Source organism: Micromonospora humidisoli (assembly GCF_016900955.1).
In the GTDB taxonomy this organism is placed as follows: domain Bacteria; phylum Actinomycetota; class Actinomycetes; order Mycobacteriales; family Micromonosporaceae; genus Micromonospora; species Micromonospora wenchangensis.
The window spans coordinates 249,918-266,784 of sequence record NZ_JAFEUO010000006.1; the positions used below are offsets into that span (position 1 = coordinate 249,918).

A 16,867-nucleotide genomic window follows, 5' to 3' on the forward strand; every position below is an offset into this window, starting at 1 on the left:
ATCGGGATCTCCGGTGGTCAGACGGCGGGTACGCCGAGGCGGTCGAGCAGCCGGCGACGCAACGCGCCGAAGGCGGGCTGTTCGGGGGAGCGGGCGGGGCGGTCGGCGGCGTGCCCGGCGGGGCCGAGGTCGACGACGATCTCCTCGGCGATGACGCCCCCGTCGAGCAGCAGGATGCGGTCGGCGAGCAGCAGCGCCTCCTCGACGTCGTGGGTGACCAGCAGTGCGGCGAAGCCGTGCTCGGCGCGCAGCCGCCGCAGCAGGGACTGCATCCGCAGCCGGGTCAGCGCGTCGAGCGCCCCGAACGGCTCGTCGAGCAGCAGCAGGTCCGGCTCGCGGACGAGCGCGCGGGCCACCGCGACCCGCTGCGCCTGACCGCCGGACAGTTCCGCCGGCCAGGCCCGGCGGCGGTCGGCCAGCCCCACCTCGGTCAGCGCCCGGTCCACCCGGGCGCGCACGTCGGGGCCGGTCAGCCCCAGCGCGACGTTGTCGCCGACCCGCTTCCAGGGCAGCAGCCGGTGTTCCTGGAAGACCACGGCGGCGGTGCCCCGCACCCGGGTCTCGCCGGTGGCGTCGGCGTCCAGGCCGGCGAGGATCCGCAGCAGGGTGCTCTTGCCGGAGCCGCTGCCGCCGAGCAGCGCCACCACCTCACCGGCGGCGATGGCCAGGTCGATCCCGGCGAGCACCGGCCGGCCGTCGAAGGCCCGCCGCACCGCGCGGGCGGTGAGCACCGCCGCCGCGCCGGCCGGGCCGGTCGTCCCGCCGGTCACCGCGTCGTGCGGGCCGGTCACCGCGCGTGCGGCGTCGTCCGCCCCGCCGGTCAGGTCGCGCGCAGGCCGCGTCGCCATGTCAGGGTCCTCCTCTCCAGGATCCGCAGGGCGAGGTCGGACAGCAGCCCGAGCAGCGCATAGATGACCAGACCGAGCACCACCACGTCGGTCTGGCTGAACTCCCGGGCCTCCATCATCAGGAAACCGACGCCGGTCTGGGCGTTGACCTGCTCGCCGACGACGAGGCTGAGCCAGGCCGCCCCGATCGCCAGCCGCAGCCCGAGGAACAGCGACGGCAACGCCCCGGGCAGCACCACGTGCCGCAGCCGCGCGGCCGGTCCCAGGCCGCAGGTGCGGGCCGCCTCGACGAGCCGTTCGTCGATGTCCCGGATGCCGGCGTAGGTGTTGAAGTAGATCGGGAAGAACACCCCGAGCGCGACCAGGGTGATCTTCAACGACTCGCCGATCCCCACCCAGATGATCAGCAGTGGGACGAGCCCCAGGTGGGGCAGCATCCGGGCCATCTGCACCGGCGGGTCGACCAGGTCGTCACCGAGCCGGAGCAGGCCGGCGGCGGCACCGAGCACCAGCGCCAGCACCCCGCCGAGCAGCAGCCCGATGCCGGCCCGGGTGAGCGAGTCGAGCAGGTGGACGCCGAGGGTCCCGTCGCCGGCCAGCCGTACGCCGGTGGTGAGCACCCGGCTCGGTGCGGGCAGCTTGTCCTCGGCGAGCAGCCCGGCGCGGGCGGCGGCCTCCCACCCGGCGACGAGCAGGACCGGGCTGACCAGTCGCCACCAGCGCCGCCCGGCCCGACGGCGCGGGCCGGCGTCGGGTGGGGCCGGGACGGCGGCCGGTGGCGCGGTGACCACCACGGTGGTGCTCACTGGAACACCGCGCTGAACCGGTCGTCCACCCGACCGGCGATGTCGACCGGGCCGGGGACGAGGTCGAGGGTCGTGAAGCCGTCCGCGATGGCCTGGAGTTCGACGCCGACGGCGGGGGTGACCGGGGCCAGCGGGCGGGCGCTGCGGGCCAGCGCCCGGGTGGTGACGTCCAGCGGGATCTTCAGCTCGGGGGCGAGCACCGTGGCGCGTTCGGCCGGGTTGGCGATGCCCCAGTCGGTGACCTTCCGGTACGCGGTGAGGAAGGCGCGGACGTCGTCGGTGCGGTCCCGGACCACCTCGGGGGAGGCCAGCACGTACTCCCGGTTGCTGGCCAGGCCGGTGGCGTCGGCGAGGACCTTCACCCCGGGCTGTTCGGCGAGGGCGAAGTACGGATCCCAGATGATCCAGGCGTCGACCTGGCCGTTGTCGAAAGCGGGTCGTCCCTCAGCCGGCTTGAGGTACTTGACGTTGATGTCCTTCAGCGTCATGTTGTTCGCCGCCAGTAGCCGGACCAGCAGCCAGTGCACGTTGCTGCCCTTGTTCAGCGCCACGGTCCGGCCGCGCAGGTCGGCGAAGGTCCTCAGGCCGCTGTTCTGCTTGACCAGCACCGCCTCGCCCTGCGGGATCGGGGCCGAGGTGCCGATCACCGAGAAGGGGATCTTCGCGGCGGCGGCGAAGACCGGGGGTGCCTCGCCGACCTGTCCGATGTCGATCGCGCCGGCCTTGAGCGCCTCGGTCAGGGCCGGGCCGCTCTCGAACAGCGACCACTGCGCGTCGGGTGCGGCGTTGCGGGCCTTGACCAGGCTCAGGCCGCCGAAGCGTTGGTAGCCGATGCGCAGCGGGCCCTTGCCGGCCTGCGCGTCGGCGGCGTCGTCGGCGCAGCCGGTGACCCCGCCGACGGCGACCAGGGACAGGGCGGTGAACAGGGTGGTGGCCAGCCGGCGCAGGCTCCTCGGCGGGGTGGGCATGTCGGCTCCTCGGGAGTGGACGGTGTGCTCGCGACGCCGCAGGTCGGCGGCGCGCAGTAACCTACCAAGCCGATAGGTTTTATGGGTAGCCTGTCGTGGTCGTCGTCCCATCCCTCAGGAGGACCCCCGATGTCGCTGACCTTCCACTGGTTCCTGCCCACCTACGGCGACAGCCGCGACATCGTCGGCGGCGGCCACGGCGTCGCGGTCGGCACCGCCGGTGGGGCCCGCCCCGCCACCGTCGCCTACCTCGGGCAGATCGCCCGCAGCGCCGAGCAGCTCGGCTTCGTCGGCGCGCTCACCCCGACCGGGGCGTGGTGCGAGGACGCCTGGCTGGCCACCGCCATGCTGGCCGAGGTCACCGAACGGCTGAAGTTCCTGGTCGCGTTCCGCCCCGGGCTGCTCTCACCCACCCTCGCCGCCCAGATGGCCGCCACCTTCCAGCGCCTGTCCGGCGGCCGGCTGCTGCTCAACGTGGTCACCGGTGGGGAATCCACCGAGCAGCGCGCCTACGGCGACTTCCTCGACAAGGACGCCCGATACGCCCGCACCGACGAGTTCCTGCACGTCGTGCGGTCACTGTGGCGGGGCGAGACCGTCGACCACGCCGGGGAACACCTGCGGGTCGAGGGCGCCCGGCTGGCCCGGCTGCCCGACCCGGTGCCCCCGGTCTACTTCGGTGGCTCGTCCACCGCCGCCGGCCCGGTGGCTGTCCGGCACAGCGACGTCTACCTGACCTGGGGCGAGCCGCCCGCCCAGGTGGCCGGCAAACTCGACCGGATCCGCGCCCTCGCCGCCGACGCCGGCCGGTCACCGCGCTTCGGTATCCGCCTGCACGTCATCGCGAGGGACACCGCCGAGGCGGCGTGGGCGCAGGCCGGGCGGCTGCTCGACGGTATCGACGAGGCTGACATCCGGGCCGCCCAGGAGGGGCTGCGGCGCAGCGAGTCCGAGGGGCAGCGCCGGATGCTCGCCCTGCACGGCGGCAGCCGCGACGGGCTGCAGGTCGCCCCGAACCTCTGGGCCGGGGTGGGGCTGGTCCGGGGCGGGGCCGGCACCGCCCTGGTGGGCAGCCACACCGAGGTCGCCGACCGGATCGCCGAGTACCACGCGCTCGGCATCGACGAGTTCATCCTCTCCGGCCACCCGCACCTGGAGGAGGCGTACTGGTTCGGCGAGGGGGTGCTGCCGATCCTGCGGGCCCGGGGCCTGTGGCGGCATCCGGCGGGCGACCCGGTGACCGAGGCGACGGTGAGCGTCCCGTTCGCCCCCCAGCCGGCCCGCGTCTGACCCGACCCGCCGTCTGACCCGACCCGCCGGCCGGCCGGGCGCGTCGGGTCGGTGCCGGCCGGCGAGGAGGGGGCGTTCCGCCCGCGTGGCGGTCAGGACCCGGTCGTCGCGGCGCGCTCGCGGTTGGCGCGGATCTCGTCGTGGTGGTCGGCGGCCCAGCCGATCAGCGAGGTGACGATCTCGTGCAGGCCGCGGCCCAGCGGGGCGAGGGCGTACTCGACGCGCGGCGGGACCTCGGCGTAGGCCGTGCGGGTGATCAGGCCGTCCTGCCCGAGCTGGCGAAGGGTGAGGCTGAGCATGCGCTGTGAAATGCCGGGGACCTGCCGTTGCAGGTCGGTGTAGCGCAGCGGTCCGGACTCCAGGACCGCGATGATCAGCAGGCTCCACTTGTCGCCGACGCGGTCGAGGGTCTGGCGGATGAAGTCCATGTGCTCGGCAGGGATGGCCGCGCAGGGCCCGATCGCCGCCGCCCCCGCCGTCGCCTCTGTTCCGTCGGCCAACTCCATGACGCACATTCCTCTCCGGCACGCACACCGGTGTGCCTTTTGTACCGCCTCCCATGCTGGCCTACCGTTGCGCTACGCACAACTCGTAGGAAAAGGAGGTACGCGATGAAAGTGGATATTTGGTCCGAGGTGACCTGCCCCTGGTGCGGCCTCGGGAACCACCGGGTGACCAAGGCCGTCGAGCGGTTCGAGCATGCGGACGAGGTGGAACTGGTCCACCACTCGTTCCCGCTCAGCGGCAGCTTCCCCGAGGGGGACACCTTCCCCGTCCGCGAGGCCCTGCTCCGCCGGCACGGTGTCGGCGGCAGCCAGGCCGAGACCTCGACCCGGCGGATCGAGAAGCTCGCCGCGAGCGAGGGGCTGACCCCGTACCAGGTGCTGGACAACACGGTGGGCAACACCGACCTGGCGCACGAGTTCCTCGCCCACGCCAGCGCCCAGGGCAGGAACCGCGGGGCCTGGGACGCGGTCTTCACCGCCTACTTCGGCCGGGCCGAGCCGGTCTTCTCCTCCGACGACCTACTGGGGTTGGCCGACGAACTCGGCCTGGACCGCGAGCAGACCCGCCAGGCCCTCACCGACCGCCGCTACCGCCGGCAGGTCCGCGACGACGCAGCCCGCGCCCGACGCCTGGGGGCGACCGGCGCGCCGTTCATCGTCGTCGACGACCGCTACGGCGTGTCTGGTGCCCAGGACAGCGACAGCCTCCTTGAACTGCTGCGCACGGTCTGGAACGACAGTCACCCCCGCACCGGTCGCGCCGGTGACGATCCGGTCTGCGGATCGGACGGCTGCGCCGTCCCCCAGCGCGCCTGATCCCGGCTGCCCCACCGCGCGGGCTCTGCCCTGACCGGTCGACCGACCGCCTGACCCACCCGGAACCGAGCGAAAGGCATCTGATCACCATGAGCACGAACCTCCTGGTCCTCGGCGGCAGCGGCCGCACCGGCGCTCACGTGCTGGCGTACGCGGCTGGGCGCGGCCACCGCGTCCGCGCGCTCGTCCGCGACCCCGACCGGGTGCAGGCACCGGCCGGCGTCGAGCTGATCCGGGGCACCCCGGCGGCCATCGACGACATCCGCCGGGCCGCCGAGGGCGTCGAGGGGGTGATCAGCGTGCTGAACAACGCCCGCGCCTCCGACAACCCGTGGGCCAGGCCGGTCAGCCCGCCGATGTTCATGACCACCGCCGCCCGCCACACCCTCACCGTCATGGGCGAGCAGGGCATCCGCCGGATCGTGTTGACGTCCACGCAGGGCGCGGGCGACGACTGGGCCCGGCTCAACCCGCTGGTCAGGGCGTTCATCAGGCTGTCGAACATCAGGACGGGCTTCGAGGACCACACCGGTGTCGAGCGGGTCGTCCGCGCCGCGTCCGGCATCGACTGGACCCTGGCCCGCGCCGTGACCCTGACCGACAAGCCTGCCGGTGGTCCCGTACGGGCCGCCGAGGCCGGCACCGAGAAGCCCGGCGCGCGGATCAACCGCGCCGACCTCGCCCGGTTCCTCGTCCGGACGATCGAGGACGACGCGTGGATCCGCGCAGCGCCCCTGGTCTGGAACACCCCCGGCTGACCCGTCCCGTCAGGATGCGGGTGGTCCCGCCATCAGCCGGGGCGCTCCGCCTCAGGTGCTGGCCAGGAAGTCGGCCAGCACCCGGGTGTGGGTCGAGAAGGCCAGCTCGACCGGCTCGGTGAGGACCAGCCACTCGGTGGCCTCCTCGGTCGGGGTCGACGGGGGGAGCTGCGCGGCCGGCCGCTCCGGCAGCACCCCGAAGATCATCATGGTGCCGCCGTGCGGGGCGCCGTGCACCGCGAACAGCCGGGCCCGCTGCGCCTCGTCGACCAGCCCCGTCTCCTCACGCAGCTCCCGGACCAGCGCCTCGGACCACTCCTCGCCGTACTCGACGAAGCCGCCGGGCAGGGCGAGTTGCCCCCGGGCCGGTTCGATGTCCCGGCGTACCACCACCAGGCCGAGCCCGGCGTCGGTGCGGACCGGCAGCAGCGCCACCGCGACCGGGGTGGGGTTGCGCCACACCGTCTGCCCGCAGGCCACGCAGAGCCGGGGCCAGCCGGCGTCCGGCGGGTAGGCCGCCCCGCAGTAGTGACAGTGCGCGTACGGCAGGACGGTCATGCCGCCGCACGTTACCGCCCCCGGGCCGCCCGGCTCAGGGCAGGTCCGCTGTCGACCCGGCGGGCCGCCCGGGGCCGGACGGCCGCTCGTCGCGCAGCATCTCCCGGGCCTCCATCAGGGCGAACCCGAGCAGGTTGAGCCCACGCCAGCGGGCCGGGTCCTCGGCGCGCGGGTCGTCGGGAGCCAGCCCGACCCCCCACACCCGGTCGACCGGGCTGGCCTCCACCAGCACCCGGTCCCCGGTGCCCAGCAGGTACGCCCGCAGGTCGGCGTGCTGGCCGAACTTGGCCAGGCTGCCGGCCAGCACGACGGCGTACCGCTCGGCCTCCCACACCGCCTGGTCGAACCCGCGCACCTGGCGGCCGACCGCCTTGGCCTGCTGCGGGTGGCCGGCGGCGAGCACCCGCTCGCCGGCCTCGGCGTCGTCGAACAGCAGCACCTTGCGCCACATCATCCAGTGCTCGGCGGTGGCGAAGCGCCGCCCGTCGACGGTGAACGACGCCGGCCACCACTGGCTCAGGCAGCTGCGGCCCACGCTGCCGTCCCGCTGCGGCCGGTGCCCCCAGAAGCAGAGGTAGCGCACCCGCTGCCCGGCGCGGTGCAGGGCGAGGACGTCTTCGGCACGGCGCATCGACATACCGCCCAGTCTGACCGCCGGCACCGGCAGCACGCACCTGGGTTACGCCGGGCCGGGCGACCCGGCGCGACCCGTACCGTCAGGCCGGCGGCGCGCCGGTGTACGCGGCGATGGTGCGGGCGGCGGCGGCCCGGGCGGCCTGCGGGTCGGTGCCGCCGGCGATGTCGGCCTCGGCCCACGCCTCGCCGCTGAGCGTCATGAAGCGTCGCCCGTCCTCGGAGCCGATCCACTCGGCGGCCTGGTCGGGGGTGACGCCGCCACCGTCGGCGTCGAGGTGGCTGGCCAGACCGAGCAGGCCGGAGTCCCAGCCGACGCCGACCGCGCCGGGGCCGTACTCGGTCCACCGGACGTCGTCGACGTGGGCGACGTGTTCCAGGGTGAACCGGGTCCGCTCGTCGGCCTCCGGGGTGAGGTGGACCTCGATCCAGCTGATCTCGTCGCCCATCTCCCAGGTGGCGGCGAAGCTCTTCGGCGGGTCGCAGCGCTGCACCACGCCACCGGCGTTGCCCTCGAACTGGTAACGGCCGTGCAGCCGCAGGTCGCCCGAGATCGGTAGGAACCAGCGCGGGATGCGGTCGGCGTTGGTGCAGGCGTCCCAGAGGTCGTCCAGCGTCGTCGGGTACGTCTGGCTGATGGTCAGCACCCGCGCCTCACCCGCTTCGAGGCTGCGGCTGCCCACGGTGCGTCGTACGGCGCTGATCTGGTGGCTGGTCTCGATCATGAAGTGCTCCGGTGCTCGGTCGGGTCGTCGGTCGTGGTGTGCGCCCGCCGTTCGCGCCGACCCCGGGCGATCTCGGTGGCCAGGGCGTCCAGGGCCGGCGTCCAGAACCGGCGGAACCCCTCCAGCCACCTGTCGACCTCCCGCAGCGGGGCGGGATCGACCGCGTAGAGCCGACGGGCGCCCTGCGGGCGGACCGTGGCGAACCCGTTGTCCCGCAACACCTTGAGGTGCTGCGAGACGGCGGGCTGGGTGATCCCGAACTCCTCCTGGATGACCGCGCAGACCCCACCGGCGCTCCGCTCGCCCTGCGCGAGCAGTTCGAGGATGCGCCGGCGCACCGGGTCGCCGAGGACGTCGAAGGCGTGCACGGTCCCCTTTGTATCAGGCATCACTTATATAAGCAATCAGCCAAGTCGAGCGGCGACCGCGGAGCGTAGCTCGGGCAGCCGGTCGTGCAGCAGCCCCGGGCACTGGGTGCTGGCGAAGTCCTTGTGGCCGTAGATCTGGCTGGCCGGGATGCCGTACTGCTGGCAGGTGAACGCGCAGAACACCACCAGGCTGTCCCACAGCGCCTGCGGCGGCTGCACGTCGACGTAGATCCCGTCGTTCTCGATCCCGATGGCCTGGCTGTTCTGCCCCACGCAGTGCGCGCCCTGCACCATGGTCTGCCCGTGCAGCAGCGCGTACAGGCTGCCGTGCCGGCCCTCGGTGAGGTGGCCGCCCCGGCTGTTGGTGAAGTGCTGCCCGGAGTCCAACCAGCCGTTGCCGTCCATGTGCAGGTCCTGGATCTCCCGCGAGTTGGCGTACGCGTGGGCCAGGCTGTAGTCGGTCGAGTTCGGGAACGCGGTGTGGTGCACGATGATCTTGTTGGGTCGGCTGCCGACCACGCTCACCGGCGACGACGGCGGCCGGGCCCCCCAGGTCGCGCAGTTGGCGATCACCGGCTGGTCCACCCGACCGAGGGTGACCCGGCCGCCGGCCGACGTGCCGCCGGTGGTCAGGGTCGGGTCGACGGGGGAGCGGCCCACCGTGGCGGCGCTTGCGGCGGATCCGCCGAACGGGGTCGGCGCGAACGCCCCGGCGGTGCCGAGCAGGACCGCGCCGCGCAGCACGCTGCGCCGGGACACGGGTACGGACATGGCAGGCTCCTCGGGTGCTCCGGGGGTGGGCGGGGTCAGCAGGGGCCGTTGCAGGCCAGCACCCGGAGCCGGTCGAGGGTGCCGTTCCAGACGTTCTGGTCGCCCGGGAAGACGCCCGACGACGCCCACTGCCAGAAGGAGTACGTGGCCCAGCCGGCCGGCAGCGTGCCCACCGTGCCGGCGTACCGGGCGAGCCAGAGCGGGTTGGTGGCGGCGAACCCGCTGTAGTTGCCGGTGCAGGTGGTCCACCAGTCGGTGGTGGTGTAGATCGTCGCCCAGCGCCCGGTGCGGGCGTAGTACTGGTTGACGAAGGAGGTGATCCAGCTGCGCATCGCGCTCTGGCTCAGCCCGTAGCAGGTCGCGCCGTAGGGGTTGTACTCGATGTCGAGCGCGCCGGGCAGTGTCCGGCCGTCCTTCGACCAGCCGCCGCCGTGGTCGACGAAGTAGTTGGCCTGGGCGGCGCCGGTCGAGGTGTCCGGCCGGGCGAAGTGGTACGAACCCCGGATCATCCCGACGGTGTACGACCCGTTGTACTGCTGGGCGAAGTACGGGTTGGTGTAGTACGTGCCCTCGGTGGCCTTCACGTAGGCGAACCGGGCGCCGTTGTTCCAGGCGGCGGACCAGTTGACGTTGCCCTGATAGCTGGAGACGTCCATGCCGGGCAGGCCGGCCGGGGCGGCGGCGGCCGGGGTGGCGACGCCGAGGGTGGCGGCGGCGACCATGGTGGCGGTCGCCAGCAGCGTGCCCGTGACCGTGCGGAGACGGTTCATCCTTCCTCCCTGGGGGATGCCGCATGGTTACGGCGGGAGCGACGAAAGGAACTGTCAGGTATTAGGTCACGACCGGAGATAGTTTTCAATAGATTGAATCAAGATTATCTATTCCTGCACGTGCCGTTGCCGGCTGCGCTCCCGACAATCCGGTTCGGGCGGGCCGACCGGTCCCCGGGTCAGGCGGCATGGTGGGCGAGGACCTCGGCCGCCGCCCGTTCGCCGGCCAGCACCGCGCCCTCCAGGTAACCGGCCCAGCGGGTCGCCGTCTCGGTGCCCGCCCAGTACACCCGCCCCACCGGCCGGCGCAGCTCGGGACCGTGGTCCCGCCACGAGCCGGGGGTCAACGCCCCGCAGAAGCAGCCCCGGGTCCACTCGTCGGCCGACCAGTCGTACTCGACGAGGTCGTCAGCCCCCGCGGCGGCCGGGCCGACCAGCTCCACCAGCGCGGCCAGCACCGCCGCCCGTCGCCGGCCCGCCGACAGCCGGCGCAGCTCCCGGGCCTGCCGGCCGTAGCTGAACGCGGTCAGCACCCCACGTGTCGAACCCGGCGTCGAGTTGTCCACCGTCTCGGTCAGCGGCCCGTCGGTCGACGTGGTCACCCCGGAACACCCGTCGGCCCGCCAGAACGGCGTCGGGTAGACCGCGTGCAGCTTCAGCGCCGACCCCATCGGCATCCGCTGGGTCAACGCGTCGCGCAGGGCCGGCAGCGCCGGTGCGTACGCGATCCGGCCCGCCAGCGCCGGGGCCACCGCCACCACCGCGGCCTGCGCCCGGTACGCCCCCTCGTCGGTGTACGCCACCACCCCGTGACCGTCCTGGTGGACCGCCCGCACCGGCGCTGCGGACCGTACCGTCCCCGCCGGCAGCGCCGCCGCCATCCGCTCCGCCAGCAGGGCCGGCCCGCCCACCAGCCGATCCTGCTGTGCGCCCCCGGCCATCCCCAGCAGCAACCCGCTCCCGCCGCCGCTGCGCAGATAGAACAGCACCTGCAACAGCGACACCTCGTCCGGGTCCACCGCCAGCAACCCGCCGGCGATCAGTCGACCCACGTACCGGGCGGTCACCGGATCGGGCGCGGCGGCGCCCAACCAGCCGCCGAGGGTGAGCCGGTCCCACTCGTCCGCCCGCGCCGCCCGCCACGGGGCCGCCGGGTCCACCTCGGCGGAGAGGTCGTCCAGCAGGCTGACCGTCTGCCGGACCGACGCCGGCGGCGTCTCCCGCGACCGGCCGTCCCAGCGCACCACCGGCCGGCCCTGCGCGGCCGACGGGAACGTGGTCAGCCCGTGCTCGGCCACCAGGGCGGCCATCCGTTCCTGGGTCGGGCCGATCCACTGCGCGCCCAGGTCCAGCGCCGTGCCGTCGTCCAGCCGTCGGGTCGCCACCCGCCCCCCGACCCGGTCCCGCGCCTCCAGCACCACCACCCGCGCCCCACCCCGGCACAACGCCGCCGCCGCGGCGAGCCCCGAGAACCCCGCACCGACCACCACCACCCGCACGACCGGGCATACCCCGCCGCCGACCCGCTATGCCCAGCCCAGCCCAGCCCAGCCCAGCCCAGCCCAGCCCAGCCCAGCCCAGCCCAGCCCAGCCCAGCCCAGCCCAGCCCAGCCCAGCCCAGCCCAGCCCAGCCCAGCCCATGATCAAATTGCCGAAATGCAGACGACACGCCGGGGAGAGTGCAACAAATCGCAATACGATCTTGAGGCTCCATAGCAGGGTTCCGGTGGACCTGGGGGGTTGTCCACAAGGGGGGTCCGCGTCCACAGGGAGAGGGCGGAAGGTGGAGGTGGTGCGGGTCGGGAGGGCAGCCTCGGGACATGAACCCGGTCCTGCGATCCCTCGTCGAGCAGGGCGGTGACGTGCTGACCCGACGAGCGGCGGTGCAGGTGGTTCCACCCTGGGTGCTCGCCCACGCTGATCGCGTCGGCCAACTCCGACAGGTCCTGCCCGGCGTCTACGTCGACGCCGCCGTCGTTCCCGCCGCTGCCCACCCGGCTGGTGGTTCGACCTTTCCACTGCTCGACGTGGCCCATCGCATCCGTGCGGCGCTCGCCTGGGCGCAGGGGCGCGCGGCGCTGGGTAGCCTCACCGCGCTGGCCGCGTGGGGTGTGCGCGGCCAGCCGGCCGGGGAACCGGTGTGCCTGAACGTGGTCGCCGGCTCCGGGCTCCGCACCCGGGCGCACCTGAAGATCCACCATCGAGAGGGTTTCGCCCAGGTCCCACCCCAGGTGCTGATTCGGGGTGGTCGTCCGGTGGTGCGGTTGGAGCGGGCGTTGGTCGACGCCTGGCCGCTGCTGCCCGTGCCGGATCGCCCCGCCCCGGTGATCAGGGCCGTCAACGACCGGCTCACCACCCCGGCACGGATCGCGTCGGCGCTCGCCGCCGTGCCGAGGCTGACCGGCCGTGCGCAGCTGCGTACCCTGCTCGACCGACTCGCCGCCGGATGCCGCAGTCCGCTGGAGATCTGGGGACACGACCACGTCTTCACCGGCCCCGGGCCTGCCCGCGTTCCGCAGGCAGGCCCGGATCGTCGTCGGCCGCCGCACCATGTACCTCGACGTGTACGCCGAGCGGGAGCGGGTGGACATCGAACTCGACGGCGCGACGACCCACGGCGATCCCCGCCAAGGCGAGATCGACCTGCGCCGGGACGCCCTGCTGGCCACCGTCGGCATCCTGGTGGTGCGCTTCGCCCGCCACCGCCTGATCCACGAGCCCGACGCGGTCCGCCACGAGGTACGCGCCATCCTCGCCACCCGCCGCGATGCGGCTGCTAGGTGACCGGCGCGCCGGCCGATGACTCACGCGTCGCCGGGCCAGCCCGCGCCGCCGCTGGTCGGCGCACCGGCCCCGACTCCCTGGCCCGCGGGCTCCCGGATCGCGGGCCCTCCTCCAGGATCCGACATGCGGGGAACCCGGTCGAGCTGCCGGCCGAGTAGCGGCCGAAGCGCGAGTCGGGCAGGGCTGGGCCAGGCAGGGCGGGGTCGGCCGCTACTCGGGCTGGGCTGGGTCGGCCGGGCTGGGTCGGCAGGGCTGGGCCGGGTGGGGCTGGGTCGGCCGCCACTTGGTCGGGCAGGGGTCGGTGGGCCGGGTCGAGCTGGGCAGGGCGTGTCGGGGTCGGGTGGAGCGGGTGACGCGGGGCGCAGTCAGTCGCGCAGGGTGCGCAGGATGCGGGTGAGGTCGGCGTGGTCGGTGGGGGAGAGGTGACCGAAGAAGCGTTCCGCTTCGGCGCTGCGGGCCGTCCGGATGGCCGCGCCGACCCGGGTTCCCTCGTCGGTCGGCGCGACCAGGGTCGCCCGCCGGTCGGCCGGGTCGGGGTGGCGCGCGACGAGCCCGCGTTCCTCCAGGCCGTCGACGACCTCGGTGGTGGAGCGGGGCGCGATGTGCAGGTGCTCGGCGAGCGCGCTGAGCCGCATCGCGCCGTGCCGGGTCAGCACCGCGAGGGCGCGGGCGTGGCCGGGGTTGACGTCCCAGGGTTCGAGGGTACGTCGGGACTGGTGACGCAGCCGACGGGCCACCGCCCAGAACAGCTCGGCCAGGCTCTCCTCGGCCGGGTCGGTCGGTGGCCCGGCGCAGCGTGCGGCCGGATCGGTTGGCGGGTCGGATGTCGCGCCGGTCACCGGAATACGGTAGCAGGAGTCGCTGTTGTTCCCTCATGATGAGGTAACCTCAGTAAACATCCCCGGACGGAAGAAGGACCCCCTTGGACACCACGCCAACCCACCGGGAGGGCCGCGGCGGCGCCCCCCGGACCGTCAGTGCCGCCGAGAAGTCCCAGGCCCGCAACGTCTCGCTGCGCCGCATCGGCCGGCTGTTCACCGCGTACCGTGGTCAGTTGGCCGTGGTCACCGCGATCATCGTGGTGTCGTCGGTGGTCGCGATGGCCTCGCCGTTCCTGCTGCGGGCGGTGATCGACCGGGCCCTGCCGGAGCGCGACCTGACCCTGCTGGTCTGGCTGGTCGCCGGCATGATCGCCATGGCCGCGGTGACCGCCGTGCTCGGCGTAGCGCAAACCTGGATCTCCACCCGGGTCGGGCAGCTGGTGATGCACCGGCTGCGCACCGACGTCTTCGCCCACCTGCACCGGCAGTCGATCGCGTTCTTCACCCGCACCCGCACCGGTGAGGTGCAGTCGCGGATCACCAACGACATCGGCGGCATGCAGACCGTGGTCACCTCCACCGCCACCTCGATCGCGTCCAACCTGACCACGGTGGTCGCCACGCTGGTCGCCATGGTGGCGCTGTCCTGGCGGCTCACCCTCGTCTCGCTGGTGGTGCTGCCGCCGGCCATCTGGCTCACCCGCCGGGTCGCCGCGATGCGCCGCGAGATCACCGCCCAGCGCCAGCGGGAGTTGGCCGACCTCAACGTCACCATCGAGGAGGGGCTGTCGATCAGCGGCGTGCAGCTCAGCAAGACCCTCGGCGCGGGCGGCGCGCTGATCGACCGGTTCACCGCCAGCTCGGCCCGGCTGGTCGACCTGGAGCTGCGCTCGGAGCTGGCCGGCCGGTGGCGGATGGCCACCATGACGATCATCTTCGCCGCCATCCCGGCGGTCATCTATCTCGGCGCGGGGCTGCCCGGTACCGCCGGCACGCTCAGCATAGGCACCCTGGTCGCCTTCACCGCCCTGCAGGGCGGGCTGTTCCGGCCGCTGATGGGGCTGCTCAACGTGGGCGTCACGCTGACCGCCTCGCTGGCGCTGTTCGCCCGGATCTTCGAATACCTCGACCTGCCGGTGGAGGTGGACGATCCGGCCCGGCCGGTGCCCATCGACCCGGCCCGGGTGCGCGGTCACCTGCGCGTCGAGGACGTCACCTTCAGCTACCCGGGCAGCGACACCGCCGCCGTCGCCGGGATCAGCCTCGACGTCCCGGCCGGCACCAGCCTCGCCCTGGTCGGCGAGACCGGCTCCGGCAAGAGCACCCTCGCCGCCCTGGTCAGCCGGCTGCACGACCCCGACGCCGGCCGGATCACCATCGACGGCGTCGACCTGCGCGACCTGCGGCTGACCGACCTGGCCGCCGTCGTGGGCGTGGTCAGCCAGGAGACCTACCTGCTGCACACCACGATCCGGGAAAACCTGCGGTACGCGCGCCCCGACGCCACCGACGCCCAGCTGGAAGAGGCCGCCCGCGCCGCGCAGATCCACGACCTGATCGCCGCCCTGCCCGACGGGTACGACACGGTCGTCGGCTCCCGGGGCCACCGCTTCTCCGGCGGCGAGAAACAGCGCCTGGCGATCGCTCGTACGCTGCTGCGCGACCCCCGGGTGCTGGTGCTCGACGAGGCGACCAGCGCGCTGGACACCGAGACCGAACGGGCCGTGCAACGGGCCTTCGACACCCTCGCCGAGGGTCGTACGGTGATCACCATCGCGCACCGGCTCTCCACGGTGCGCCACGCCGACCAGATCGCGGTGCTCGACCACGGCCGGATCGTCGAGTCCGGCACCCACGAGACGCTGCTGGCCCGCGCCGGCCGGTACGCCACCCTGGCCGGCTGACCCGGGCGGGCAGGGCCGTGACCAGGAGCGACCCGGTGGGGTAGAGAAACCCGATCTGCAAGACGCGAGTCGCCGATCATCGGTGACTAGAGTGACGCCGTGCAAAATGGTGTGCGGGCCCAGGTGCCGGTGCTGTACGTGGCGGACGCCGACGCGGCCCGACAGTTCTACGAGAACTTCGGCTACACCGAGATCCGGGCCGGCGGCGACGGTGGATCGCGCTGGTCGTACCTGCGGTGCGGGGAGTTGACGCTGCTCCTGGCGGCGGTCACCCCGCGCCTGGTCACCGTGGAGTTGCCGCTGCTGGTCTACCTGTACGTCGACGACCTGACGGCGACCGCCGAACGGCTCACCGCCGCCGGGCACCAGGTCGAGAAGGCCGGCTACCCGCAGCACGCGCCGGGCGGCGAGTGCCGGGTCACCGACCCCGACGGCAACGTGGTCGCCTTCGGGCAGCGGCAGGCCGTACCGCAGCAGGAGCGTGACCCGCAGGCGGGCGGCGAGGCGCGGTTCTCGCTGATCCGGGAGGCCGCCGAGGCGGTCGGCCGACGGGGTGGCGCACCCGCCCGCTGCCAGATCGGCGGCCCGCGCGGTGAGCCCTGTACCGAGCCGGCCGAGGTCAAGCTCGCCGACTCGTGGGGCGACACGGCGTGGAGCTGCATGGCGCACGCCGACGAGACGCTGCTGACCGCGCGCGGCGCGTTCCTGGCCACCGAGGACGGCACGGGCCTGGGCCCGTTCCTGCGGGCCCGTCAACCCCAGCCCGACCGTCAACCCCAGCCCGACCGTCAACCTCAGCCGGATCGGCAGGTTCCCGAACCCGCGCCGGGAGCCTGACCCGGCCCGCCGCCGTGCCGAGCCCGACCCGACCGGAGGCGCGGCGGGAGCGACCCCGGGGGTGCCGAGCCGCCTGTGCCGGGGCGGAGGCGGGACGCAGGCCGGCGAGTCGGACGAGGATCTCCCCGATGACATCCGCATCGCCGACGATCCCATGTCCGGGGTCCGGGGCGAGAGGCTCAAGCCAGACGACACGCTGCCCTCCAGCGCGAAGATGGCTGCCGATGACAAGGTCGGCACGTCCACCATCCAGCTGGTCCACGTGCGGCTGGAGGCGTTGCGTGTCATTCGCCGGCACCGGGGCAAGGGCATCGTCATCGCCGACCCGAAGCTCTGCAGACGCGAACCCTGACCAGGCGCCCCACCCCCACCCGCCCCTGCACGCCCTGCCCTCGTCGCCGATCCCTCGCCCCCCCGGGCCCTGCCCGGTGATCAAGAGCTTTGCGTCAAGTGATCAAGAGGTTAGCGTCAACTTCGATCTTTGACGTGACGCGAACCTCTTGATCACCAACAGCAGGGGCGTTCTGGGGGCTGTTGCGGTCCGGCTCTGCCTGCAGGGGGCGTTCGCGTCGATCGGCTCCGTTGATCAAGAGGTTTACGTCACGTTGAAGATCAAAGTTGACGTAAACCTCTTGATCAACGGGGCGTGGCGGGGCGGGTGGGGCGGGTGGGGGTGGGGTGTGGGGGGTTTGGGGAAAGTGGGG

Annotated in this window: 19 protein-coding genes; 7 read left to right on the forward strand and 12 right to left on the reverse strand. The window is 73.5% G+C overall.

The annotated features are described in order from the left end of the window. Positions 1–17: 17 nt before the first annotated feature. From JQN84_RS22590 to JQN84_RS22600, 3 genes are read right to left on the reverse strand one after another with little or no spacing between them, the layout of a single operon-like run. Entirely contained in the window at positions 18–848 is an 831-nt protein-coding gene (locus JQN84_RS22590) for an ABC transporter ATP-binding protein (protein WP_204960526.1), read from the reverse strand. Further along, positions 821–1,654: an ABC transporter permease gene (locus JQN84_RS32360; RefSeq protein ID WP_204960527.1), complete on the reverse strand. Its 834-nt coding sequence runs from the start codon at positions 1,652–1,654 to the stop codon at positions 821–823. Before JQN84_RS32360 ends, JQN84_RS22590 begins: the two co-directional genes overlap by 28 nt. Next, a complete protein-coding gene (locus JQN84_RS22600; protein ID WP_204960528.1) occupies positions 1,651–2,622 on the reverse strand; it encodes an aliphatic sulfonate ABC transporter substrate-binding protein in 972 nt (323 codons plus the stop codon). Before JQN84_RS22600 ends, JQN84_RS32360 begins: the two co-directional genes overlap by 4 nt. Before the next feature lie 129 nt (positions 2,623–2,751). Between JQN84_RS22600 and JQN84_RS22605 the strand changes: the two genes are divergently transcribed. Further along, positions 2,752–3,912, forward strand: coding sequence for an LLM class flavin-dependent oxidoreductase (locus tag JQN84_RS22605; protein WP_204960529.1), 1,161 nt, complete (start codon positions 2,752–2,754; stop codon positions 3,910–3,912). A gap of 92 nt (positions 3,913–4,004) precedes the next feature. Here JQN84_RS22605 and JQN84_RS22610 read toward each other — a convergent pair whose 3' ends face one another. Continuing rightward, the gene (locus tag JQN84_RS22610) at positions 4,005–4,418 is read right to left on the reverse strand and encodes a winged helix-turn-helix transcriptional regulator (RefSeq protein ID WP_204960530.1); all 414 of its coding nucleotides are present in this window, start codon (positions 4,416–4,418) and stop codon (positions 4,005–4,007) included. 105 nt (positions 4,419–4,523) lie between these two features. On the opposite strand from JQN84_RS22610, the gene JQN84_RS22615 reads away from it, so the two are divergent. Together JQN84_RS22615 and JQN84_RS22620 are read left to right on the forward strand one after the other, a co-directional pair. Continuing rightward, positions 4,524–5,234, forward strand: a complete 711-nt coding sequence (locus JQN84_RS22615) for a DsbA family oxidoreductase (RefSeq protein WP_204960531.1) — start codon at positions 4,524–4,526, stop codon at positions 5,232–5,234. Between the two features lie 89 nt (positions 5,235–5,323). Further along, the gene (locus tag JQN84_RS22620) at positions 5,324–5,992 is read left to right on the forward strand and encodes an NAD(P)-dependent oxidoreductase (RefSeq protein ID WP_204960532.1); all 669 of its coding nucleotides are present in this window, start codon (positions 5,324–5,326) and stop codon (positions 5,990–5,992) included. 51 nt (positions 5,993–6,043) lie between these two features. On the opposite strand, the gene JQN84_RS22625 is transcribed toward JQN84_RS22620, so the two are convergent. The 7 genes from JQN84_RS22625 to JQN84_RS22655 all read right to left on the reverse strand — a co-directional run bounded on the left by JQN84_RS22625 (position 6,044) and on the right by JQN84_RS22655 (position 11,316). Then, the gene (locus JQN84_RS22625) at positions 6,044–6,550 is read right to left on the reverse strand and encodes an NUDIX domain-containing protein (protein WP_204960533.1); all 507 of its coding nucleotides are present in this window, start codon (positions 6,548–6,550) and stop codon (positions 6,044–6,046) included. Between the two features lie 34 nt (positions 6,551–6,584). Further along, on the reverse strand, positions 6,585–7,187 hold the full coding sequence (gene ybiA / locus JQN84_RS22630; protein ID WP_204960534.1) for a riboflavin biosynthesis intermediates N-glycosidase: 603 nt from the start codon (positions 7,185–7,187) through the stop codon (positions 6,585–6,587). Positions 7,188–7,266: 79 nt separating this feature from the next. Beyond that, positions 7,267–7,908: an SRPBCC family protein gene (locus tag JQN84_RS22635; RefSeq protein WP_204960535.1), complete on the reverse strand. Its 642-nt coding sequence runs from the start codon at positions 7,906–7,908 to the stop codon at positions 7,267–7,269. Then, positions 7,905–8,276: an ArsR/SmtB family transcription factor gene (locus JQN84_RS22640; protein WP_204922997.1), complete on the reverse strand. Its 372-nt coding sequence runs from the start codon at positions 8,274–8,276 to the stop codon at positions 7,905–7,907. Before JQN84_RS22640 ends, JQN84_RS22635 begins: the two co-directional genes overlap by 4 nt. 36 nt (positions 8,277–8,312) lie before the next feature. Next, a complete protein-coding gene (locus JQN84_RS22645; protein WP_204960536.1) occupies positions 8,313–9,047 on the reverse strand; it encodes a peptidoglycan recognition protein family protein in 735 nt (244 codons plus the stop codon). A gap of 35 nt (positions 9,048–9,082) precedes the next feature. Continuing rightward, on the reverse strand, positions 9,083–9,817 hold the full coding sequence (locus JQN84_RS22650; RefSeq protein WP_204960537.1) for a lysozyme: 735 nt from the start codon (positions 9,815–9,817) through the stop codon (positions 9,083–9,085). Between the two features lie 179 nt (positions 9,818–9,996). Further along, positions 9,997–11,316, reverse strand: coding sequence for a flavin monoamine oxidase family protein (locus JQN84_RS22655; RefSeq protein ID WP_204960538.1), 1,320 nt, complete (start codon positions 11,314–11,316; stop codon positions 9,997–9,999). 907 nt (positions 11,317–12,223) lie between these two features. Between JQN84_RS22655 and JQN84_RS32365 the strand changes: the two genes are divergently transcribed. Further along, entirely contained in the window at positions 12,224–12,601 is a 378-nt protein-coding gene (locus tag JQN84_RS32365) for an endonuclease domain-containing protein (protein WP_307821395.1), read from the forward strand. 365 nt (positions 12,602–12,966) lie between these two features. Here the strand turns inward: JQN84_RS32365 and JQN84_RS22665 are convergent, their stop codons facing one another. After that, positions 12,967–13,359, reverse strand: a complete 393-nt coding sequence (locus JQN84_RS22665; protein ID WP_239486028.1) for a MarR family winged helix-turn-helix transcriptional regulator — start codon at positions 13,357–13,359, stop codon at positions 12,967–12,969. A gap of 164 nt (positions 13,360–13,523) precedes the next feature. On the opposite strand from JQN84_RS22665, the gene JQN84_RS22670 reads away from it, so the two are divergent. From JQN84_RS22670 to JQN84_RS22680, 3 genes are all read left to right on the forward strand, one after another. Beyond that, entirely contained in the window at positions 13,524–15,326 is a 1,803-nt protein-coding gene (locus JQN84_RS22670) for an ABC transporter ATP-binding protein (RefSeq protein ID WP_204960540.1), read from the forward strand. Positions 15,327–15,425: 99 nt separating this feature from the next. After that, positions 15,426–16,163, forward strand: coding sequence for a VOC family protein (locus tag JQN84_RS22675; RefSeq protein WP_204960541.1), 738 nt, complete (start codon positions 15,426–15,428; stop codon positions 16,161–16,163). A gap of 61 nt (positions 16,164–16,224) precedes the next feature. After that, positions 16,225–16,515 carry a GntR family transcriptional regulator gene (locus JQN84_RS22680; protein WP_281897002.1) on the forward strand — a complete coding sequence of 97 codons (291 nt, stop codon included), beginning with the start codon at positions 16,225–16,227 and terminating at the stop codon, positions 16,513–16,515. Positions 16,516–16,867: the final 352 nt, after the last annotated feature.